21 protein-coding genes are annotated in these 20,308 nt (G+C 72.9%); 11 read left to right on the top strand and 10 right to left on the bottom strand.

The window, feature by feature from the left end; genetic code table 11:
* Window positions 1-2: 2 nt before the first annotated feature.
* Together ACYVOM_RS19945 and ACYVOM_RS19940 are read right to left on the bottom strand one after the other, a co-directional pair.
* A complete protein-coding gene (locus ACYVOM_RS19945) occupies window positions 3-917 on the bottom strand; it encodes a phosphate/phosphite/phosphonate ABC transporter substrate-binding protein (protein WP_460304923.1) in 915 nt (304 codons plus the stop codon).
* A gap of 58 nt (window positions 918-975) precedes the next feature.
* Window positions 976-2,100 carry a TIGR03364 family FAD-dependent oxidoreductase gene (locus ACYVOM_RS19940; RefSeq protein WP_460304922.1) on the bottom strand — a complete coding sequence of 375 codons (1,125 nt, stop codon included), beginning with the start codon at window positions 2,098-2,100 and terminating at the stop codon, window positions 976-978.
* Between the two features lie 144 nt (window positions 2,101-2,244).
* On the opposite strand from ACYVOM_RS19940, the gene ACYVOM_RS19935 reads away from it, so the two are divergent.
* The 3 genes from ACYVOM_RS19935 to ACYVOM_RS19925 are packed head-to-tail and all read left to right on the top strand — an operon-like array spanning window position 2,245 to window position 4,514.
* Window positions 2,245-2,991: a GntR family transcriptional regulator gene (locus ACYVOM_RS19935; protein WP_460304921.1), complete on the top strand. Its 747-nt coding sequence runs from the start codon at window positions 2,245-2,247 to the stop codon at window positions 2,989-2,991.
* A 15-nt stretch (window positions 2,992-3,006) separates the two neighbouring features.
* A complete protein-coding gene (locus tag ACYVOM_RS19930) occupies window positions 3,007-3,669 on the top strand; it encodes a phosphonatase-like hydrolase (protein WP_460304920.1) in 663 nt (220 codons plus the stop codon).
* Window positions 3,670-3,728: 59 nt separating this feature from the next.
* On the top strand, window positions 3,729-4,514 hold the full coding sequence (locus tag ACYVOM_RS19925) for a tyrosine-protein phosphatase (protein WP_460304919.1): 786 nt from the start codon (window positions 3,729-3,731) through the stop codon (window positions 4,512-4,514).
* 4 nt (window positions 4,515-4,518) lie between these two features.
* Here ACYVOM_RS19925 and ACYVOM_RS19920 read toward each other — a convergent pair whose 3' ends face one another.
* The 5 genes from ACYVOM_RS19920 to ACYVOM_RS19900 form a co-directional block, all read right to left on the bottom strand.
* The gene (locus ACYVOM_RS19920; RefSeq protein ID WP_460304918.1) at window positions 4,519-4,905 is read right to left on the bottom strand and encodes an ankyrin repeat domain-containing protein; all 387 of its coding nucleotides are present in this window, start codon (window positions 4,903-4,905) and stop codon (window positions 4,519-4,521) included.
* A gap of 37 nt (window positions 4,906-4,942) precedes the next feature.
* Entirely contained in the window at window positions 4,943-6,199 is a 1,257-nt protein-coding gene (locus tag ACYVOM_RS19915; RefSeq protein WP_460304917.1) for a HEAT repeat domain-containing protein, read from the bottom strand.
* Between the two features lie 67 nt (window positions 6,200-6,266).
* Window positions 6,267-7,802: a protein kinase domain-containing protein gene (locus tag ACYVOM_RS19910; protein ID WP_460304916.1), complete on the bottom strand. Its 1,536-nt coding sequence runs from the start codon at window positions 7,800-7,802 to the stop codon at window positions 6,267-6,269.
* A 133-nt stretch (window positions 7,803-7,935) separates the two neighbouring features.
* Window positions 7,936-9,192 carry a HEAT repeat domain-containing protein gene (locus ACYVOM_RS19905; protein WP_460304915.1) on the bottom strand — a complete coding sequence of 419 codons (1,257 nt, stop codon included), beginning with the start codon at window positions 9,190-9,192 and terminating at the stop codon, window positions 7,936-7,938.
* A 200-nt stretch (window positions 9,193-9,392) separates the two neighbouring features.
* A complete protein-coding gene (locus ACYVOM_RS19900; RefSeq protein ID WP_460304914.1) occupies window positions 9,393-9,788 on the bottom strand; it encodes a hypothetical protein in 396 nt (131 codons plus the stop codon).
* Window positions 9,789-9,953: 165 nt separating this feature from the next.
* Here ACYVOM_RS19900 and ACYVOM_RS19895 point away from each other — a divergent pair, with 165 nt between their 5' ends.
* Together ACYVOM_RS19895 and ACYVOM_RS19890 are read left to right on the top strand one after the other, a co-directional pair.
* Complete coding sequence (locus ACYVOM_RS19895; RefSeq protein WP_460304913.1) at window positions 9,954-10,631, top strand: DUF402 domain-containing protein; 678 nt, start codon at window positions 9,954-9,956, stop codon at window positions 10,629-10,631.
* 145 nt (window positions 10,632-10,776) lie between these two features.
* Complete coding sequence (locus ACYVOM_RS19890; protein ID WP_460304912.1) at window positions 10,777-11,472, top strand: hypothetical protein; 696 nt, start codon at window positions 10,777-10,779, stop codon at window positions 11,470-11,472.
* 104 nt (window positions 11,473-11,576) lie between these two features.
* Here ACYVOM_RS19890 and ACYVOM_RS19885 read toward each other — a convergent pair whose 3' ends face one another.
* The gene (locus ACYVOM_RS19885; protein ID WP_460304911.1) at window positions 11,577-12,782 is read right to left on the bottom strand and encodes a beta-ketoacyl-[acyl-carrier-protein] synthase family protein; all 1,206 of its coding nucleotides are present in this window, start codon (window positions 12,780-12,782) and stop codon (window positions 11,577-11,579) included.
* A gap of 185 nt (window positions 12,783-12,967) precedes the next feature.
* Here ACYVOM_RS19885 and ACYVOM_RS19880 point away from each other — a divergent pair, with 185 nt between their 5' ends.
* The 4 genes from ACYVOM_RS19880 to glmS all read left to right on the top strand — a co-directional run bounded on the left by ACYVOM_RS19880 (window position 12,968) and on the right by glmS (window position 16,261).
* Window positions 12,968-13,585 (top strand): helix-turn-helix transcriptional regulator, encoded by a 618-nt coding sequence (locus ACYVOM_RS19880; protein WP_460304910.1) that lies wholly within the window; start codon window positions 12,968-12,970, stop codon window positions 13,583-13,585.
* Between the two features lie 13 nt (window positions 13,586-13,598).
* Window positions 13,599-14,063, top strand: coding sequence for a DUF3291 domain-containing protein (locus tag ACYVOM_RS19875; protein WP_460304909.1), 465 nt, complete (start codon window positions 13,599-13,601; stop codon window positions 14,061-14,063).
* Window positions 14,064-14,169: 106 nt separating this feature from the next.
* Complete coding sequence (locus ACYVOM_RS19870; protein ID WP_460304908.1) at window positions 14,170-14,430, top strand: hypothetical protein; 261 nt, start codon at window positions 14,170-14,172, stop codon at window positions 14,428-14,430.
* 16 nt (window positions 14,431-14,446) lie between these two features.
* Window positions 14,447-16,261, top strand: coding sequence for a glutamine--fructose-6-phosphate transaminase (isomerizing) (gene glmS, locus ACYVOM_RS19865; RefSeq protein ID WP_460304907.1), 1,815 nt, complete (start codon window positions 14,447-14,449; stop codon window positions 16,259-16,261).
* A 33-nt stretch (window positions 16,262-16,294) separates the two neighbouring features.
* On the opposite strand, the gene ACYVOM_RS19860 is transcribed toward glmS, so the two are convergent.
* Window positions 16,295-17,074, bottom strand: coding sequence for an SDR family oxidoreductase (locus tag ACYVOM_RS19860; protein WP_460304906.1), 780 nt, complete (start codon window positions 17,072-17,074; stop codon window positions 16,295-16,297).
* Between the two features lie 89 nt (window positions 17,075-17,163).
* On the opposite strand from ACYVOM_RS19860, the gene ACYVOM_RS19855 reads away from it, so the two are divergent.
* Window positions 17,164-17,766, top strand: coding sequence for a TetR/AcrR family transcriptional regulator (locus ACYVOM_RS19855; RefSeq protein WP_460304905.1), 603 nt, complete (start codon window positions 17,164-17,166; stop codon window positions 17,764-17,766).
* On the opposite strand, the gene ACYVOM_RS19850 is transcribed toward ACYVOM_RS19855, so the two are convergent.
* Window positions 17,763-18,653, bottom strand: a complete 891-nt coding sequence (locus ACYVOM_RS19850) for a hypothetical protein (protein ID WP_460304904.1) — start codon at window positions 18,651-18,653, stop codon at window positions 17,763-17,765. The genes ACYVOM_RS19855 and ACYVOM_RS19850 overlap by 4 nt on opposite strands.
* Window positions 18,654-18,903: 250 nt before the next feature.
* On the opposite strand from ACYVOM_RS19850, the gene ACYVOM_RS19845 reads away from it, so the two are divergent.
* Window positions 18,904-20,250, top strand: coding sequence for a sensor histidine kinase (locus ACYVOM_RS19845; RefSeq protein ID WP_460304903.1), 1,347 nt, complete (start codon window positions 18,904-18,906; stop codon window positions 20,248-20,250).
* The last annotated feature ends 58 nt before the right edge of the window (window positions 20,251-20,308 follow it).

Below are 20,308 nucleotides of genomic sequence, written 5' to 3'. Positions count from 1 at the left end.
TCCTAGACGTCCTTCTCGGTCAGGCCGAGCTCGGCGGCGAGGTCGAACAGGGGCCGGTAGGTGTCCTTGGTGACGGCGACGAGCGGGCCGGGAGGGTCGACGTCCAGGAACGCGCCGACCTGCGCGACGTCGGCGGGCTCCAGGCCGAGGAGCGCGTCGGTGATCTTCTTCTTGAGGGCGGGGTCGACCGAGGAGGCGACGGTGATCGGGTCGTTCGGGATCGGGTCGGAGGTCCAGACCTGGCGGAACTTCGCCTCGTCGAACTGGCCCTCGGCCTTGGCGCTCGCGAGCTGCTGGCTGTTGATCTCGGCGGCGTCGACCTTGCCGTTGGTCAGGGCGAGGAGGGCCTCGGGGTGGCCGCCCGCGTAGTTGATCTTGACGTCGGCCTCGGCGATGCCCTCCTGCGCGAGCGCGTAGCGGGGGAGCGCGTCGCCGGAGGTGGAGCCCGCGCTGGACAGGGCCAGCGACTTGCCCTTCAGGTCGGCGATGCCCTGGACCGGCGAGTCCTTGGGCACCCAGATGCCCGCGGTGTAGGTGGTGAGCGCGCCGGTGCCGTCGGCGAAGGAGGCCAGCGGCTCGGCGCCCGCCTTCTCGCTGGCGAACACGAAGCCGAGCGGGCCGAACTGGGCCAGCTCCAGCTGCCCGTTGCGCATCGCGAGCACCTCGGCCGAGTAGTCCTCGACGACCTGGAGCTCGACGGTGCAGCCGAGCTTCTTCTCCAGGGCCCCGGCGAGCACCTTGTAGGCGGGCTCCAGCTTGGCCGGGTCCTCGTAGGGCTCGACGCCGAAGCGGATCCCGCCGTCCGGGCAGGCGCTCGCGGCGGCCTTGCCGGCGGTGTCGTCCCCGCCGCCGCACGCGGCGAGGAGGGGCAGGACGGCCAGGGCCGTCACGGCGGTGAGGCGGATGAGGGATTTCATCTCAGGGTTCTCCGTGGGGATGTCGAGCGGATTTCGCGGGGGCTGCGAGGGATGCGGGTCAGGGGATGAGGTCGTCCAGCACTTCGGGCGCGAGCCCGAGAGCGGTGGTCATGCCGATGCCGGACGTCACCGAGACGACGCGGACGCCGTCGGCGGGTGCGGCGATCAGGAAGGGGGAGGGCGCCGACGCGTACACGCCGCGCCAGCGCTCCCGGACCGGCAGGGACGGCGCGCCGAGCAGCCGGGCGGTCTCGGCGAGGACGATCTCGTCGAGCTCCTCGGCGCGGTAGGGGTCGACGTCGGTGGCGTAGGCGTGCGTGTCGCCGATGGTGAGGTCGCCGTCGGGGAGCTGGGTGAGCATGAGGTTCACGCCGGCCTCCAGGAGGCGGGGGCTCTCGCGGTCGAACCGGGCGGCGACGTCGGCGAGGGACGGGCAGGCCGCGAAGCCGTCGTAGCGCAGCAGGGACAGGCCGGTGAGGACGGCGGGGTCGATGGTCCGGCCGTCGGGGGCGGCGACCCGCAGCATGTGCAGGGAGCAGCGCCGCACGCCCGCCTCGGCGGCCAGCGCCGGGAAGTGGCGGTCCACGTCGTGGCCGACGGCGACGACGACGTGCTCGGCCCGGACCGTTCCGCGCGACGTGCCGACCTCGCCGGGCCCGATCGTGTGGACCGAGGTCGACCAGTGGAACCGGACGCCGCGGGCGGCGAGGGCGGCGGCGAGGGCGGGCGCGGCCTGGCGCGGGTTCACCCGGACGTCCAGCGGCAGGAACGCGCCGCCGAGGACGCCTTCGCCGAGGGCGACGCGGGCGCGGGTCTCGTCGGCGTCGAGCAGGACGACCTGCTCGGGGCCGCGCAGCTCCGCGAACTCGCGCAGGACGGCGAGTTCGTCTTCGGCCCGCGCGACGACGACGGTGCCGGCCTGCCGCGCCCAGACGCCCTCGGCGGCGAGGCCGAGCCAGATGTCCCTGGCCCGCATCGCGTAGTGGAGCGCGGCGCCGTCCTGAGCGGTGGCGCAGCCGTGGCCGAAGTTGCGCACGGACGCGCCGAGCGGGCGGGCGTCCCGTTCGACGACGGCGACCTTGAGGCCGCGCTCGACGGCCGCCAGGGCGTGGGCGAGGCCGACGACACCGGCCCCGACGACCACGAGGTCGACCTGGTCCAGAGGAGTGCGCAAACTTGTCATGACAAGAAGCGTGGCGAGCCCGCCGCGCTGTCGTCAACAGTCGGCGGCCGAATACGGCTGACGTTCACTTCGTCTTAATAAAGCTGACCTCAGGGCGCGAGAAGCTCCCCGTGCGAAGACCGGTCAACCTGTATAGTCAAGTACATGGAGCTTCCCATGCACGAGCGGATCGCGGTCGAGCTCCGGCGCCTCATCGCCACCGGCGAGCTGGGCGTCGGCGAACCCGTCCCGTCCGAGGCGCAGCTGTGCGCGCAGTGGGGCGCCTCGCGCGGTCCCGTCCGCCAGGCGCTGGCCGCGCTGCGCAGCGAGGGCATGATCGGCGGCGGGCGCGGCAAGCCGCCCGTCGTACTGCGGCAGTCCCTCGGCCAGCCGTTCGCGACGTTCATGTCGTTCTCGCGCTGGGTGCACGGGCTCGGCCGCGTCCCCGGGCAGCGCACGCAGGAGATCGCGCTGCGCCCGGCCACCGCCGACGTCGCCGACGCGCTCGACATCGAGGAAGGCACCCAGGTCGTCCAGCTCCTGCGCCTGCGCCTCATCGACGACGCCCCGACGATGCTGGAGCGGACCACCTACATCGAACCGGTCGGCCGCCTCCTGCTCGACTTCGACTGCGACTCCGGTTCCCTGTACGCCCACCTCGCCGACGAAGGCGTCGACATGTCGCTGGCCCGCCACCACATCGACGCGGTCGCCGCCGACGCCACCGACAGCCGTCTCCTCGGCGTGGCCGAGGGCTTCCCGCTGCTGCGCGAGAGCCGCATCGCGCGCAGCGCCGACGGCCACCCCGTCGAGTACTCCGACGACCGCTACCGCCCCGACAGGGTCGGCTTCACCATCGAGAACTCCCAGGCCGCGCAACCCGCGCTGCTGCGGAGCTGGCAGCAGTCCTAGCGAAGGAAGAACCCCATGATCGAACTCGCCGCCTTCGACGTCGCGGGCACGACCGTGCAGGAGTACGGGGCCGTGTACGTCGCGCTCCAGGAGGCCGTCGAAGCCGCGGGGGCCGCGCCGAGCGCGGCCGACATGGACGCGGCCATGGGCAGGGACAAGAGGGAGGCCATCCACGCGCTCCTCAAGGGTCCTTCGCCGGAGACCATCGAGGAGGTCTTCGCCGACTTCCACGCAAGGTTGACGGCCGCCTATGGGGCCCGTCGGCCCGAGCCGCTCCCCGGGGTGGAGAAGACCTTCACCGTGCTGCGGGATTCGGGGGTGAAGGTCGCGCTCACCACGGGCTTCGACAGGTCCATCACCGACCTCCTCCTCGGCCTGCTCGGCTGGGACTCCTCCGTCGTCGACGCCGTCGTGTGCGCCGACGACGTCGCGGCGGGCCGCCCCGCCCCGTACATGGTCTTCCGTGCGATGGAACTCACACGCGTCCGGTCGGTGTCGTCGGTGCTCACCGCCGGTGACACCGTGAACGACCTGCGTGCCGGCACGAACGCGGGCGCGGCCTGGGTCGTCGGGGTGCTCACCGGTTCGATGAACGCCGCGCGACTGGGGCGTGAACGGCACACCCACCTCCTGGCGGGCGTCGCCGACGTGCCGGAGCTGCTCGGCTTGGGCGGGTGATGGGTCCGTTTCGCAGTGGTTTAGTCTGCCTGCGACGATCACGAGGAGAGGAGTCGGGCATGGCGGACAACGGGGGCCTGAGCCTGGGCCTGGAGAGCGCGCCGAACGGGCGCGACCTCGGCGGCTACAAGGCCGCCGACGGGCGCTCCGTCCGGCCCGGCCTCGTCCTGCGGACCGAGGCCCTGCACCAGCTCACCGACGCCGACCTCGCCCGGCTGCGGGTCCTCGGCGTCCGCGACGTGGTGGACTTCCGGGGCGCCCCGGAGATCGCCATGAGCGGCGAGGACCTCCTGCCCGACGGCGTCACCTACCACCACCTGCCCGTCGTCGCCGAAGACCACGACATCTACACGCTCATCGGCCCGCTCGTCACCGACCCCGACCCCGCCGTCCAGCACCGGGTGCTCGGCGACGGCCGGGCCGAGGCGATCATGGTGGACCTCTACCGCTGGTTCGTCCGCGACGCCGAGGCCCGCGAGCCGTTCGCCCGCGCCCTGCACCTCATCGAGCGGGCCGAGAAACCCGTCCTGTTCCACTGCACCGCGGGCAAGGACCGCACCGGCTGGCTCGCCGCCCTGCTCCTGACGGCCCTCGACGTCCCGCGCGAGACGATCGTCGCCGACTACCTGCTCACCAACGAGCGCCAGCGCAGCCTCGCCGACCTCTTCAAGGGCTCCGGCAGCCCGATCGACCCGGCGCTCCTCGCCCCCCTCCTCGACGTCCGCGCCCCCTACCTGGAGGCCGCCTTCGACCAGGCCGAGCAGGAGCACGGCTCCGTCGAGGCCTACCTCACCGACGTCCTCGGCGCCGATCCCGACCGCCTGCGCGCCCGCCTCCTCGACTGACGCCTCAGCGGGCGTCGAACCAGGCGAGGAACTCGGTGTTGCCGAACATCTCGGCCGCCTCCCGCGCAGTGGGCGCGCCCGCGTCCGGCGACGCCCCCGCCTCCAGCAGCGCCCGCACGACCTCCGGCTCCTTCTTGAACACCGCCCCCGCCAGCGGACTCTGCCCCCGGTCGTTCTCCCGCCCCGGATCGGCCCCCCGCGCCACCAGCATCCGCACCGTTCCCGCATGTCCGTGGTAGGCCGCCAGCATCAGCAGCGTGTCCCCGGCCTGGTTCGCCAGATCCACCGGCACCCCGGCCTCCACATAGGCCCTCAGCAGCTCCGTCTCCCCGGCCCGCGCCAGCCCGAACACCTTCGTCGCGAACTCGACGACGTCGTCCTCATCCCCCATGACGGGCTTTTGCCCGCTTTCGGCCCGGGTCATCCGCTCAGTCCGCCGAAGCGTCTTCGCGGAAGGCGGGAACGACCCTGCGCAGGTTGACCAGGACCGTCGGATAGGTCTCCTCGGCGAGCATGCGGGCCAGGACCGGCAGCAGGACCGTCAGGCGGCGGTGCCCGGCGGCCTGGACGGCGGTCCAGCGGACGTCGGGCACCGGGTCGGCGAGGGCGGTGCGCACGAGGGCGGTGGGGTCTCCCGCCGCCTCGCGCAGACCGTACGCGGCGAGTCTGCGCGTCCGCGCGTCGGGGGAGGCCGCGAGCGGCGCCAGGTCGGCGAGCGTGAGCGCGTTCCGGTCCTGGAGGGCGAAGACGGCCCGGGACCGGACCTCGGGCGACGGATCGGCCAGCGCGGCGCGGGCCAGTTCGACCAGGCCGGGCGCCTCCAGCGCCCGCAGGGCGTCGACCGCGTGGAGGCGGACCGTCTTCGCGGGGTCGGCCAGCGCGACCCGCACTGCGTCGGCGGCCTCGGCGATCCGAAGGCGCCCCGCCGTCCACACCGCGGCCGAGCGCACCGGCCACGACGGATCGGCCACGGCCGCGACGACGGCCGTCCGCGCCGCGGCCGAGAGCCCGGGCAGCGCGTTGAACGACCGCACCGCCCGCAGCCGAACGTCCGGGTCGGCGTCCCGCGCGGCCGCGCGGAACTCCGCCTCCCCGCCGAGCAGCCTGTCGTGGAAGAACGTGAGGTCCCGGCCCTCGATCACGTCGTCCAGCCACCGCTCGTACCAGGCGAGGAAGTCCGCGTCCGGCAGCACCACCGGTGCGGGCACCCCGTTGAGATCCACCCTGACCAGCCGCCCCCGCAGCGGCCCCGTCACGACGAGCAGCGTGTAGGTCGTGCATCCGCCGTGCACCACCGCCAGGGCGCCCCGGCAGTGCTCGGCGTCGTGGTCCTCCTCGCTGTCGAAGAAGCCGTCCCACCACTCGGGCCCGTAGACCGCGTCCTCGAACGGGCTGTCCATACTCAGCGCCGCGCCCGGATCGTCCACGATGGCGGCCGCCGCTTCGGCCAGCGGCAGCACCCCGTAGTCCGGCCCGGCGCCGCCGTCGCCGAACCGCGTCACGAACTCCCGGTAAGCCTTGGGCAGCCGCACGTCGTGCGCTCGCTCGAACCCCATGACGTCCGCCTCGGGGAGCGGCGCGTTCATCCGGAACCCGTGCGTGCGCGCCCCGAACAGCTCTCCGCTCCCGGGCTTCGCCCCGGCGGTCCCCATCTTCTCCCGCAACCGCGCGAACACCTCGTCCATGGCCCCATCGTGCAGACCGAGGTCCGCGCGCACCACGGGTTTTCGCGGGTACCGTGCCCGTCGCGGGTCAGAAGAGCAGGTAGGAGTAGAGGGGGACGGCGATGGCCCAGCCGAGGTAGGCCAGGGCCGCGGCGCGGCCGTCGCGGAGGAAGCCGGCCAGGGCGAGGACCGGCACGTTGGTGACGAGGAAGCCCAGCTGGATCACCCAGATGCTCGCCACGGTCCAGTCGAGGAAGCGGGCGAGGACCTCGAAGTCGACCGTCGCCCAGTAGAGGGCGAGTGCGACGCAGCCTGCGGAGACCGTCAGGGCGAGGCGGCCCACGCTGCGGTCGAGGCCGCCGGAGACGGCGATGCCGCCCGCCGTCAGCGCCATGACCAGGGCGCAGAGGAAGGAGAAGAGCAGGCCGAAATCGCTGTCGGGATTGAGCGCGATCCAGATCGGCCAGGCCGGGAGCGTCCCGCCCAGGGCCGCGGCGGCGGGCACGCGGGCCTGGGGCAGGAGCGTCGCCGCGGCGAGGACGGCGAGGAGGAGGAAGCCCAGGTAGACGAACGGCTCGGCCGAACTGCGCGCGCTGAACACGAACGCGAGGCACGCGGTCACCGCGAACGCCGTGAGCGCGCCCGCCGCGATCAGCGCGGGCGTGATGGCGGCAGGCCCGGCGGGGACGGGGGCGGCGAACCCGGCCGGATGCCGCAAGGGCACGCCGAGGCCGAACGTGGGGGCGGTGTACTGCCCGGCCCCGTGCCGCGCAGGGGCGGGATCGAGCGTCGTGGGACCGGACGGCCCGCCGGGCGCAACGGTGCCGGCCCGCGGCGCCGTGGTGCGGGCGTCGGCGAGTTCCTGGACGTCGGCGAGCATGGCCGTGGCCGACGGGTACCGCTCGTCGAGCGGCTTGGCGAGGGCCCGCAGGACGACGTCCGGCGTGCGCTGCAGGTGCCCGACCAGGACGACCGCCGGGGAGTCTCCCGTGAACGGCGGACGTCCGGTGAGCAGCTCGTAAAGGACGCAGCCGAGGGAGTAGAGGTCGGAGGCGGGGGCGGCCTCGCGGCCGTCGGCCTGCTCAGGGGAGAGGTAGGCGAGGGTGCCGATGACGGCTCCGGTGGCGGTGAGCCGCGTGGCGGTGTCCGACATGAGCCGCGCGATGCCGAAGTCCATCACCTTGGCGCGGGTCCGGCTGCCGGACTCGTCGATCATGATGTTCGACGGCTTGATGTCGCGGTGCACGATCCCGAGCGCGTGGCAGTGCTCCAGGGCCTCCAGCACCTGGGCCGCGAGCGCCGCGATCCGGGCCGGGTCGAGCGGCCCCGCGGCGGCGACGTCGGCGAGCGTCGGACCCTGGATGTACTCCATGACGAGGTACGGCGTCTCGCCCTCGGTCCCGATGTCGTGCACCATCGCCACGTGCGGGTGCGACACCCCCGCCGCCACCCGCGCCTCCCGCTGGAACCGCGCGAGGAACCCCGGCTGCCGCGTGAACTGCTCCGGCAGCACCTTCACTGCGACCGCCCGCCCCAACTCCAGATCGACCCCCTTGTGCACCACCCCCATCCCCCCGCGCCCCAGCTCCTCCTCCAGCCCGTACCGCCCCGCCAGCACCCGCACCCCGACCTCCTCATCCGACCGCGCCCATTTGAACACCACTCCCCACCGCCCGTCCGTCCTCCCACCACATTCGTCCGTTTAACGACCGAATACGTCCGAGAGGCCGGCCTTCGGCCGCCTCTCGCGGTGCTGATCAGTCCGGGTGGTTCCGGGTGGGCTTGCCTAGTTCGGTGAGGGCCCAGGTCAGGTTCAGGCGGACGCGCTCGTCGGGTTCGGTGGTTTGCAGGCGGGTGAGGAGGGGGCGCAGGGAGGTGAGGGCGCGGGCTACGGCGGCGTGGAGGGCGGCGGCGCGTACACGGGGGCTGGGGTCGGTGAGGGCCCGGGTGACGATGCCGGTGACGTCGGGGAAGGCGGGGCGTTCCTCGGGGGCGGGCCAGTCGCCGAGCCACCAGAGGGCGAGGTGGCGGAGGCCGGGGTCGGGGGAGGCCGCGAGGTGCTCCAGGTCGGCGAGGCGTAGGGCGCCCGCTCGGTGCAGCACGGCGACGGCCTGGGAGGCGACCTCGGGGGAGGGGTCGCGCAGGGCGGGGCGGGCGAGGTCGACGAGGTCGGGCGGTTCCTGCGCGCGGAGCGCCTGGAAGGCGGCCGAGCGCATGCTCGGATCGAGGTCGGCCATGACCGCGCGGAGCGCGGGTCCAGCGACGCGCAGCTCGCGTGCGGCGGCGATCGCCTCGGCGCGCACCTCGGGCGACGGGTCGGCCACCGCGGCGGAGACGGCTTCGGCCACCGCGCCGGAGCTCCGTGGCAGCGCGTTGAAGGAGCGGACGGCCCGGCGGCGCACCTCCGGGTCGGCGTCGCGCGCTCCGGCGAGGAACTCCGTCTCTCCGCCGATGAGCCTGTCGTGGAAGTAACGCAGGTCGTAGCCGGAGAGCAGCTCGTCCAGCCACCGCTCGTAGTAGGCGAGGAAGTCCGCGTCGGGCGCCACGAAGGGAGGCCGCCGCCCGTCGCGGTCGACGCGGACCAGCCGCCCGCGCGCGGGCCCGGTGACGACCAGCAGGGTGCACACCTCGCCGTAGGAGCGGATCAGCGGGAGCGCGCCTCGGCAGTGCGTCTCGCCCCGCCGCTCCTCGTACGCCTCCCACCATTCGTCGCCGTACCGGTGGCCGGCCTCGAACGGGCTCGGCTCCGCGAGGGCGCACCCGGTTCCCGCCTCCGTCAGCGCGCGCACGCCGTGATCCGGCCCCGCCCCGCCGTCTCCGAACCGCGTCACGAACGCCCGGTACGCCTCCGGCAGCCGCACGCCATGCGCGCGCTCGAAGGCGGCGACCGTCTCTTCGGCGAGCGGCGCGTTCACCTGGAACCCGTGCTCCTCCACCCCGTAGAGCCGTTCGCTCCCAGGCCGCGTCTGCGCCGCCCGCAGCTTCTGCCGGAACCGCTCGGCGAAGTCGTCCACAGCGCATCCCCTCTGTCACCAGCCGCCGGAAGGCGGCACGCCCCGCTGTCTCGGACGCGGTTTCCTGCGCCGGGGTTCTGTCGGTGGCGTCCGGCAGGATGCCGGGCATGGACGCCGATCCCCTCGCCGGACGCGGTTGCTGCGGGACGCCGATCCGGACGTCAGAGACGTCAGAAAGGCCACGGCCAGCCCGTACGCGCTCAGAACGCAGGCTCGACCAGCTCCATGAGAAGGGACGCTGCGGTGCCGAGGTAGAGGAAGGCGGCGAGGGCGCGGCGCGGCGGAGGACGGCGAGGACGCCGCAGCGCACGCGGATAGACCAGCAGGGAGAGGATCACCAGCGGCGGCGTCGTCATGCTCACGGCGCCGACGAAGGAGAAGGCGGAGCGGAGCGACAGGACCGTGCCCGCGGCGATCACGGCGACCGCTACGTGGGGGAGGAGGATCTCCCAGGCGTGGGAGTAGGCGCTCGTGTGGGCGGCGAGGCCCAGGCGGCGGTGCCGGATCGCGACGGCGAGCGCGCGGGCCATGGACGTGAACCCCAGCGCCACCACCGCGACCGAGGTGATCCCGGACAGGATCGGGAGCGGCGTCATGGGCTGCTGGGGGAGTGGCCGGGGATCACCCGCAGAGGGTAGGCGACCGGGAAGGCTGCTCATTCCACGGAAATCAGCGGTCACAGGGGATGATCCGGGAGGGGTCGGGCGGCCGGGCGGGGTCGGGGCGGGAATGTTCGGGCGCGGATCTGGTTCAATCCGTTCATGACGATGCAGCAGGACCCGGCGACGGTGCGGTTTACCCCGGGACAGGAGATCTTGCATCGGCAGTTCACGGGGGACCGGCTCGTCTACCTGCGGTCGGTGCGGGTAGTCGAGCACGACGACTTGGGCCTCAGGCTGTGGATCCCGCGGAACACGCCGATGTCGGCGACGATGACGGCCGATGGGCGCGGTCTGCGGGACATGCCCTTCGCCGAGTGGGTCCACGTGGAGCGCGAGCTGACGCCGATGCGGTGGACCGGACCCGACATCTTCATGTTCACCCCGCCCGACTCCGGCCATTCGGTGATGTTCTTCTGGTACCCGCGCGACCAGTTCTTCGGCTGGTACGTGAACCTGGAGGAACCGGGCGTCCTCTGGCAGGACGAGCACGCCGCCGGCATCGACATCACCGACCAGGACCTGGACATGTGGGTCAACCGGGACCGCTCCTGGTCCTGGAAGGACGAGCACGAACTCGCCGAGCGCCTCGACTTCCCCGACCACTACTGGGTCAAGGACGCCGACGCCGTCCGCGCCGAGGGCCTGCGCGTGGCCGAACTGATCGAGAAGGGCGCCTTCCCCTTCGACGGCACCTGGTGCGACTTCCGCCCGGACCCGTCCTGGACGCTGCCGGGCGGGCTGCCCGAGGGCTGGGACCGCCCGAGGGCCCGCAAGTAGCCAGCGTTACCGGTATGACGGTCATGTCTGTCATGCACTAAGTGACGTGATTGTCACCTTGTGTGGCCACCCCTTCGGGCGGTGTAGTGGGTCTCGCGGGCGTCCCGGCAGCCCGCGGGACCCGCACCCCACCAGGGAGACACCCGTGATAGCGAACAACGACGTGCCGCTGCGGCGGACGGCCCTCGACCGTCGGATCGCCGCCTGCAAGGGCGCACCGCTGCCCGACGACGACCTCCTGGACGAGCACCTCCGCGGCCTCCTCGACGAGGCCGCCACCGTCCTGTCCGGGATCGAGTTCGCCGAGGCGACGAACGGCCAGCCCGCCCAGATCACCGCAGAACGCCCCGGATACAGCTCCACCTACGACCCGGAGTACGCGTCCGCCACCGGGGAGGCAAGGGCCTTCCGCACCTCGGCGCTGCTGCACGAGATCCTGCACGCCTCCTGCGACCGCTCCTACGTCACGCCGGACATCCAGGACCTCGACTTCTGCAACTTCCATGTCGTGCTCGCCGGTCCCGTCACCGACCAGGCGATCATCGACGAGCTCAAGGGCCAGCGGCTGACGGTCAACGCGAACATCGGCAAAGCCGGCAAGGCCCTCGAAGCCGACCGCGGCAGGCTCATCACCGACGCCACCCGCGCCCACCTGAACGCCCGCTTCACCTACGCCCTCGCCCTCCCCAACGTCCACTACGACACCGTCCTGTTCGAGCTCCTGGTCTACCTGGCCCTCCAGAACGCCCAGGCCAGCCCCACCTTCCAGTTCCTCAAGAAGCTGTCCGTGGAGGCGGCGGAGCGCCGCGCGAGCAGCTCCGGCCGCATCCAGGCGTTCTGACCCCCGGACCACGGGGGCGGGGAAACGGCGAAGGCCCGCCGCGACGGAGGCGGCGGGCCTGGGACGTGGATTCCCGGGCCGTGCGGTGGCCCGGGAGGCCGGGGTCAGGGCGTGAAGACGAGGGAGACGTTGTGGCCGCCGAAGCCGAAGCTGTTGGCGACGGCCGCGCGGACCGCCATCTCGCGGGGCGCGCCGACGGCGATCTCGACCTTGATCTCCGGGTCGATGTCGGTGAGGTTGGCGACGGCCGGGATGATGCCGTCGCGGACCGACAGCATGGCGCTCATCGCGCCGAGCGCGCCGGACGCGCCGATGAGGTGGCCCGTCATCGACTTGGTGGCGGTGACGACCGGGTGGGTGCCGAGCGCCGTGGCGATCGCGTCGGCCTCGGCGACGTCGCCCTGCGGGGTGGACGTGGCGTGCGCGTGGACGTGGTCGACGTCCAGCGGGGTGAGGCCGGCGTCGGCGAGGGCGATGCCGATCGCGCGGGTCTGGCCCTCGGGGTCGGACGCGGTGATGTGCGCCGCGCTGGAGGTGATGCCCGATCCGGCGACCCGGCCGTGGATGCGGGCGCCGCGCGCCTTGGCGAACTCCTCGCTCTCCAGCACCATGATCGCCGCGCCCTCGCCCATGACGAACCCGTCGCGGGTCACGTCGAAGGGGCGGGAGGCCGTCGCGGGGGAGTCGTTGCGGGTCGACAGGGCGCGCATCTGGGCGAACGCCGTCATCGTCAGGTGGTGGACGCACGCCTCGGCACCGCCGGCGACGACGACGTCGGCCTTGTTCAGCCGGATGAGGTCGGTGGCGAACGCGATCGCCTCGGCCCCCGCCGCGCAGGCGCTGACCGGGGTGCGGGCGCCGCCCTTGGCGCCGAGCTCCATGCTGACGTAGGCGGAGGGCCCGTTCGGCATGAGCATCGGGATCGTGTTGGGCGAGACGCGGCGGGCGTTGCCGTCGAGGATCATCTCGTACTGCTGCAGCATGGTGATCGCGCCGCCGATGCCGGTGCCGATCACGACGGCGAGGCGCACGGGGTCGACCTCGGGCTCGCCCGCGTCCTTCCAGGCCTCGCGGGAGGCGACCAGGGCCATCTGCTCGACCCGGTCGAGGCGGCGGGCCTCGTGCCGGGGGATCGACTCGGTGGGCTCGACGAGGAGCCGCCCGGCGATCTTGGAGGGCAGCTCGGCGGCCCACTCGTCCTCGATGAGGGTCACGCCCGACTTGCCCGCGAGCAGGCCGGCCCACGTCGAGGGCAGGTCACCGCCCAAGGGGGTGGTCGCGCCCAGGCCGGTGACGACCGCTTCACGCATGCTGGCTCCCGTATAGATCGCACAAACACCGGCCACTCGCTGGCGAACGGTGTTCCATCCTGGGAACCGAGTCTGCCAGGGAAGAGGCCGGGTGGCCTTACAGATCATCGACGAAGCTGACCCATGGGCGTTTGTAGGGTCGCCACAACGCTGGGTCAGGATCGATTGGTTTTAGAATTCCCTCCGTGGACATCGAAGCGATCGCCCTTCTCCAGGACCCCGTGCGCCGCCGTCTCTACGAACTCGTCGCCGGCGCGGGGGCCGACGTGGGCCGGAACGAGGCCTCGACGACGGCGGGGATCTCCCGCACCCTCGCCGCCTTCCATCTCGACAAACTGGTCGAGGGCGGGCTCCTCGACGCCGTCTTCCGCAGGCCGGAGGGCAGGACGGGCCCCGGGGCGGGCCGCCCGGCGAAGTACTACCGGCGGGCCGAAGGCGAGTTCGCCGCCAGCGTGCCGCCCCGGGACTACCGGGGCGTGGCGTCCCTGCTCGCCGAGACGGTCGCCGAGGCGGGGCTGGACGAGCAGGCCGTCGAGGCGGCGCGGGAGGCGGGCCGGGCGGGGGAGCGGGAGCCTTTGCCGGAGGCGCTGCGGGCCCGCGGCTATGTCCCGCTGGAGAAGGACGGCGAGCTCAAGCTCCTGAACTGCCCCTTCCACGCCCTCGCCGAGGAGTTCCCGCCCCTGGTCTGCGCGATGAACCTCGCCCTGCTCGAAGGCCTCGCCGATGGGGCCCCCTGGACGCCCCGGATGGCCCCGGGAGCGGGCCGCTGCTGCGTCACGTTTTCTAAAAACAACGAACTTTGACATACTGGGGCGCATGCAGATCGCCGTCGTCAACGTCGCCCGTGCCCTCGCCCCGACCGATTCCCCCGTCCTCGCCGCCTTCATGGCGGGCCTGGAACCGATCAACGCACTCGCCGACGCGGCCCCCGGCTTCGTCTGGCGCCTCGTCGACGAGAGCGGCTCCGACGCGACCGCCATCCGCCCCTACGACGACGACCGCCTGATGATCAACCTCGCCACGTGGGAGTCCGTGGAGTCCCTTTTCGACTTCACCTACCGGACCGTCCACCTGGAGTACCTCCGCCGCCGCAGGGAGTGGTTCGAGCACCTAGGCGCCCCCGCCGTGGTCCTGTGGTGGGTCCCCGACGGGCACCGCCCCACCCCCGAGGAGGCCGTCTCCCGCCTTGAGGTCCTGCGCGCGCAAGGCCCTTCCCCCGAGGCCTTCACCTTCCGCGACCGCTTCCCCGACCCGTCGACCCCCGCGAAAGAGCCCGCCTGACCCCCGCCGATCTTCTCGTGCCCTGCCGAGGCGAGAATTCGCCGATCCCTGCCCGATTTCGGGCAGGGATTTCGATTTTTGTGGATCGTCGGGCAGTATTGCGGGTGTGGCGCATGAGGAACTGATCGCGCATCTGTGCCGGACGGGCGGGCTGGAGCCGGGGGAGGCGGCCCGGATCGTCGGCGAGGTGCTGTTCCACTTCGGCGAGCCGGTGGAGGAGTACGTCCGCAGACGGCACGCGGAGCTGCGCGATCAGGGGGTGCGCAACGAGCAGATCTTCGAGCGGATCGCACGGGAGCTTCCCGAGCGGCGCGTGCTGCCGCCGGAGCTGTCGGTGCGGCAGCTCCGGCGGATCGTCTACGGGTGAAGAGAGAGGCGGGGACATGTGCGGGATCGTCGCGTACATCGGGCGCAGGGACGCGGTGCCGGTGCTGGTCGAAGGGCTCCAGCGGCTGGAGTACCGGGGCTACGACTCGGCGGGCGTCGCCGTGGCGGGCAAGGGCGGTGAGCTGAAGGTCCGCAAGGCCAAGGGCAGGGTCGGCGAGGTCTTCGCGGGCCTGCCCGCCCGGTTCAAGGGCGCGCCCGGCATCGGGCACACCCGCTGGGCCACCCACGGCGAGCCGAGCGACGCCAACGCCCACCCGCACGTGGCGGGCACCGTCGCGGTCGTGCACAACGGGATCATCGAGAACGCCGACGAGCTGCGCGCCAAGCTGGAGGCCGACGGCGCGGTGTTCGCCTCGGAGACCGACAGCGAGGTCCTGGCGCACCTCATCGCCCGCTCCCAGGCGCCCGAGCTGGAGGAGGCGGTCCGCCAGGCGCTGCACGAGGTCGTCGGCACCTACGGGATCGCGGTGATCGACGCGGCCAGGCCCGACCGGATCGTGCTCGCCCGCAACGGCAGCCCCGTGGTGCTGGGGATCGGCGAGAAGGAGATGTTCGCCGCCTCCGACGTGGCCGCGCTCGTCGGCCACGCCCGTCAGGTCGTCCACCTCGACGACGGGGAGCTCGCCGTCCTGGAGGCCGGGGGGTTCCGCACGTTCACGCTGGAGAAGCTGGCGACGGCCAAGCTGCCCAGCGACGTCGAACTCGACGAGGTGTCCTACGACCGCGGCGACCACCGGCACTTCATGATCAAGGAGATCCGGGAGCAGCCCGCGGCGGTCGCCCGCGCGCTCAGCGGCAGGCTCGACCCGCGCTTCCACACCGCGCACCTGGGCGGGCTGAACCTCGACCCGCGCGAGGCCCGCGCCTTCAGCCGGGTGAAGATCATCGGCTGCGGTTCCGCCTACTACGCCGGGCAGATCGGCGCGCAGCTCATCGAGGAGCTGGCCCGGATCCCGGCCGACGCCGAGCCCGCCTCGGAGTTCCGCTACCGCAACGCGGTCGTCTCCGCCGACACCCTGTACGTCGCGGTCAGCCAGTCGGGCGAGACCTACGACACGCTCGCCGCGGTCCAGGAGCTCCAGCGCAAGGGCGGCCGGGTGCTCGGCCTGGTCAACGTGGTCGGCAGCGCCATCGCCCGCCAGTGCGACGGCGGCATCTACCTGCACGCGGGCCCCGAGCAGTCGGTCGCCTCCACCAAGGCCTACACCTCGATGACCGTGGCGTTCGCGCTGCTCGCCCTTTACCTCGGCCGCATCCGCGACCTCTCGCCCGACGCAGGCCGCCGCATCGCCGCCGGACTGAAGGCCCTGCCCGAGCAGATCGAGCAGATCCTCGCGCAGGAGGAGGAGATCAAGCGGGTCGCCGAGGCGCTCGCCGAGTACCCGAGCGCCTTCTTCGTCGGCCGTGTGCGCGGCTACCCGGCCGCCCGCGAAGGCGCCCAGAAGCTCAAGGAGATCTCCTACATCCACGCCGAGGCCTACCCGGGCAGCGAGCTCAAGCACGGCCCGCTCGCCCTGATCTGCCCCGAGCGCCCGACCGTCGCGATCGTCCCCGACGACGAGCTGCTGGCCAAAAACCTCACGACCCTGGGCGAGATCCGCGCCCGCCACGGCCGCATCTTCGCCGTCGCCCACACGCCGCCTGGCGCGGGGCTCACCGAGGACGTCGTGCTCGTGCCCAAGAACGAGCCGGAACTCGACCCGATCCTGCTCACCATCCCGCTCCAGCTCCTCGCCTACCACGCGGCTCTGGCCCTCGGCCACGACATCGACAAGCCGCGCAACCTGGCCAAGAGCGTCACCGTCGAGTAGGCCGAGCCGTGGGGGCGGCTCGGCCCGAGGCGGTCAGGCGAGGGTCTGGGCGCCGTCGACGGTGAGGACCTGGCCGGTGATGTAGGTGTTGGCCATCAGGAAGACCGCCGCCGCCCCGGCCTCCTCGGCGGTGCCGAAGCGGCCGAGCGGCATCCCGGATCCGGCGGCGGCGATCGCGTCGTCGTCCGGCAGGCCGCCCAGGGTCCGCATCAGCGGGGTGTCGATCGCGCCGTAGCGGACGGCGTTGACGCGCAGGCGGCGCGGCGCCAGCTCCACCGCGAGCGCCGGCGTCATCGACTCCACGCCGCCGATCACGGCGACGGCGCCGCTGACGCCGGGGATCGGCCGGACGGTGAAGCTGCCCGAGGTCAGCGTGAGCGAGCCGCCCGCGGGCAGCCGCTCGGCCGCGATCCGGGCGATGGCCAGCGCCGCCCAGACCCGGCCGTCGAACGCGGCGCGGACGTCCTCGGCCGTGAGCGCTTCGAGCGGGCCGCCTCCGGCGAGGCCGCCCGCGGTGACCAGGACGTGGTCGACGTCTCCGGCGAGGTCGAAGACGGCGCGGACGGCGTCCTCGTCCGCGGCGTCGGCGGTCGCGCCGAGCACTTCCGCTCCGCCGTCGGCGAGCGTGGCGACCGCGGTGTTCACCCGGTCCTTGTCGCGGCCGACGAGGACGACGCGGGCGCCGACCCCGTGCAGGAGGCGTCCGGCGGCGAGGCCGATGCCGGAGGAGCCGCCGAGGACGACGACGGTCGAGCCGGCCAGCCCCTCGGGTAGGGGAAGACGAACGGGGGCGGGGGCGGTGGTGATCGTCATGGCGGGTCTCTCCTCAAATAAACCATCTGGTTGGTTTAACCCTGGACCCGGAAGGCCCAAAAGTCAACCGTCTGGTTTATTCTTGGCGCATGAGCTACGACGCCGAGGAGACCCGCCGCCGCATCTTCGAGGCCGCCTCGGCGGAGTTCGCGGAGTTCGGCCTCGCCGGCGCGCGCGTCGAACGCATCGCGAAGACCGCGAAGGCCAACAAGCAGGCGATCTACCTGTACTTCGGCAACAAGGAGGCGCTGTTCGGCAGCGTCGTCCGCGCCAAGGTCGACGAGGTCTGCCACGCCGGGCTGCCCGATCCCGCGGACGCCGAGGAGAGCGTCGGCGCCCTGTTCGACTGGTACCGCGAGCACCCCGAACTCGTCCGCCTCGTGCTCTGGGAGGCGCTGGAGAACGGTCCCGGACCCGTCGCGGGCGAGGCCGAGCGACGCGAGGGCTACCGCGACATCGTCTGCGGCCTCGTCGAAGGCGGCGTCGCCGCGTCAGTCCCGGAAGGCGAGGCCCGCACCCGCGCCGCCCAGGACTGGATGTTCACCTTCCTCGGCCTCATCGCCTGGAGTTTCGCCGCGCCCCAGCTCTGCCGGCTCATCCTCGACGAGGACGACGAGGCCGCCGCCCTCGCGCGCCGCCGCGCCGCCGTCGTCGAGGCGGTCCGGGCCCTCGCCGCGGCCCAGGCAGGCTAGCCCGGCGGGTACGTCAGGCGGCCGTCCACGACGGTGAACTCGCGCGGGTCGAGGCGTTCGATCCCTCCGGAGCCCCCGTCCCAGGTCGCCGCGTAGGCCTGGGCGTAGCGCGCCGCGGGCCCGGTGACCTCGAAGCCGATCGGGCCCGCCGCCTCGGGGTGCGTCGCGCTCGACAGCTCGAACGACGACCGGACGGCCCCGGCGGACACGACGAGCCGGGCGGTGAACGTGCAGTGCCGGGCCGAGGTGAACACGACCTCGAAGCGCTGCAGATCGCGGGGCTTCATGGCGAAACCGGGAAACGGGCCGCCCGCGCCGCCCAGCACGGTCGCCGCGGGCTCGGGCGCGTCCACGTCGACGGCGAGGCTGACGACGGACTCGCCGGTCCCCGCGGAGCCGCCCCAGGCGCCCGCGGAGACGAACGTCCCTGCGGAGGGCGCCCGGCACTCCAGGCGGTCGACGGCGACGCCCTCCACCCGGATGGGCACCTCCAGCGAGTGCACCGAGAACACGCTCGCCGTCCGCGGGCCCACGGCGGCGTCGCTCAGGACCAGCAGGGCGTCCGACAGGGGATTGGACCGCATCGGGATCGCGTCGAGATCGGGGACGACGAGATCGGACGCGAACCACTCGTCGCCGAGCCACAGCTTCCCGACACCGACGCCGAGCCGCGCGATCGGCTCCGCACGCTCGCCGTCCGCGGTCTTCGGGGCGTCGAACGCCTTGAAGGCCAGCCCGGCGACGACCGCGAGCGCCATCGCCGCACCGGCCGCCCGAAGGCCGCGCGACCCGGCGAGCGCCCTCGCGCGGCGCAGCCACGGGGGCGGCTCGCGGTCCTCGCCCCCGGCCGCCATCCGCTCGGCCCGCCAACCCTCGGGGTCGTCCACCACCACCTCCGGCCTCGTCGCCGGGAAGTGTAAGGCGGCACCCGAAGCGAGGTCCACAAGGAGAGTTGCCCGGAATTTGACCCGTCGTGGTCTTCGTGTGGAGCCATCTGTGGCAATACCCCCTCAGCAGGGCAGATGCCGCGACGGGGAGCGCATCGCTCACGTCGTGGAGGGGGAAGGTGCCGGATACCGCGGTCCGCCGACGGCTCCGCCAGCGCGGGCGGCGGCACGCGCCCGGCCGGAGGACGCCGTGAACACGTGGTCGATCCGGATGCGGCTCACCGTCATCGCCACCGCCGTCATGGCGCTCCTCTGCGTCGTCGCGTCGGTGCTGCTCATGCTGGCCAACCACGGCCAGGCCGTCACCCATCGCATTGAGCGGGCGCAGGGCGTCGCGCTCAAGGCGGTCCACCTGATCAAACGGGCCGAACTGCCGAGGGTGATCCCGCCGGGCGCCTCCGAGGGCGGCACCCTCCAGGTCATCGACGCCAACGGAAAGGTCGCCGCGGGCACCGGCACCCTTACCGCGCGCGAGCGCCTCTCCGACCTCGTCCCCCCGGCCGACGACACCACCGGCACCGGCGTCGACTGCCAGATGCCCGGCATACCCGGCTGCAAGATCGTCGTGGTGTTCCGGGTGTACGAGCCCGACGGTGACTGGTACGTCTACTCGTTCGACGAGCCCGTCCCCTGGTACATCAGCGAGGGGTTCCTCGGCCAGCTCGCCATCGGGAGCCTGCTCCTGCTCTGTCTCACCGCGCTCGGCACGGCCCTCGTCGTCGGGCGGGCGCTGCGGCCCGTCGAGCACATCCGCCGGGCCGCGCGGGACATCGGCGCGTCCGTCGCGGGCGGCCGCGCGCTAGGCAGCCGGATAGCCCTGCCCGCCCACCACGACGAGCTGCGCGCGCTGGCGGTCACCGCGAACGAGATGCTCGACCGGCTGGAGTCCTCGTTCCGCCGGGAGCGCGAGTTCACCTCCAACACCTCCCACGACCTGCGGACCCCCGTCACGGCCATGCGCGCCGAACTCGACGGCGCCCTCCTGGACCCCGACGACACCGACTGGCCCGCCACCGCCGAGCGCCTGACGGCGAGCGTCGACCGCCTCCAGGAGATCATCGAGGACCTCCTGGTCCTCAGCCGCCTCGACTCCGGCGCCTCCGGCGAAAGGGAACGCCTGGACCTCGCCCTCCTCGTCCGCGACGAACTGGACCGCCGCCGGCTCGACGGCCGCGTCCTCCTCGACACCCGCCCCACCTTCGTCCAGGGCAACCGCCTCAACCTGGCCCGCCTGTTCACCAACCTCCTCGACAACGCCCTTCGCCATGCCGTCGAACGCGTCACCGTCCGCGTCTACCCTTCGACCTCCGGGGCGGTCCTCGAGGTCGAGAACGACGGCGACGCCATCCCCCCCGAGATGCGCGAAGCCGTCTTCGAACGCTTCACCCGCCTGGACGCCTCCCGCACCAAGGACACCGGCGGCAGCGGCCTGGGCCTCGCCATCGTCCGCGAGATAGCCCACGCCCACGCCGGCACCGCCTCCGTAGCCGACACCCCCACCGGCACCCGAATCGACATCCACCTCCCCCTCGCCTGACCCAGAACCGGATTGCGGCGATCCGAGAAGAACGTCTTTCCTACGCTCCCGCCATGAA

Source organism: Actinocorallia aurea (assembly GCF_054783995.1).
This window is presented reverse-complemented; position numbering and strand designations above follow the sequence as displayed.

Coding starts and splice junctions, on each gene's coding strand:
- ACYVOM_RS19945 (WP_460304923.1), bottom strand. CDS start 917: ATGAAATCCCTCATCCGCCTCACCGCCGTGACGGCCCTGGCCGTCCTG.
- ACYVOM_RS19940 (WP_460304922.1), bottom strand. CDS start 2,100: ATGACAAGTTTGCGCACTCCTCTGGACCAGGTCGACCTCGTGGTCGTC.
- ACYVOM_RS19935 (WP_460304921.1), top strand. CDS start 2,245: ATGGAGCTTCCCATGCACGAGCGGATCGCGGTCGAGCTCCGGCGCCTC.
- ACYVOM_RS19930 (WP_460304920.1), top strand. CDS start 3,007: ATGATCGAACTCGCCGCCTTCGACGTCGCGGGCACGACCGTGCAGGAG.
- ACYVOM_RS19925 (WP_460304919.1), top strand. CDS start 3,729: ATGGCGGACAACGGGGGCCTGAGCCTGGGCCTGGAGAGCGCGCCGAAC.
- ACYVOM_RS19920 (WP_460304918.1), bottom strand. CDS start 4,905: ATGGGGGATGAGGACGACGTCGTCGAGTTCGCGACGAAGGTGTTCGGG.
- ACYVOM_RS19915 (WP_460304917.1), bottom strand. CDS start 6,199: ATGGACGAGGTGTTCGCGCGGTTGCGGGAGAAGATGGGGACCGCCGGG.
- ACYVOM_RS19900 (WP_460304914.1), bottom strand. CDS start 9,788: ATGACGCCGCTCCCGATCCTGTCCGGGATCACCTCGGTCGCGGTGGTG.
- ACYVOM_RS19895 (WP_460304913.1), top strand. CDS start 9,954: ATGACGATGCAGCAGGACCCGGCGACGGTGCGGTTTACCCCGGGACAG.
- ACYVOM_RS19885 (WP_460304911.1), bottom strand. CDS start 12,782: ATGCGTGAAGCGGTCGTCACCGGCCTGGGCGCGACCACCCCCTTGGGC.
- ACYVOM_RS19875 (WP_460304909.1), top strand. CDS start 13,599: ATGCAGATCGCCGTCGTCAACGTCGCCCGTGCCCTCGCCCCGACCGAT.
- glmS (WP_460304907.1), top strand. CDS start 14,447: ATGTGCGGGATCGTCGCGTACATCGGGCGCAGGGACGCGGTGCCGGTG.
- ACYVOM_RS19860 (WP_460304906.1), bottom strand. CDS start 17,074: ATGACGATCACCACCGCCCCCGCCCCCGTTCGTCTTCCCCTACCCGAG.
- ACYVOM_RS19855 (WP_460304905.1), top strand. CDS start 17,164: ATGAGCTACGACGCCGAGGAGACCCGCCGCCGCATCTTCGAGGCCGCC.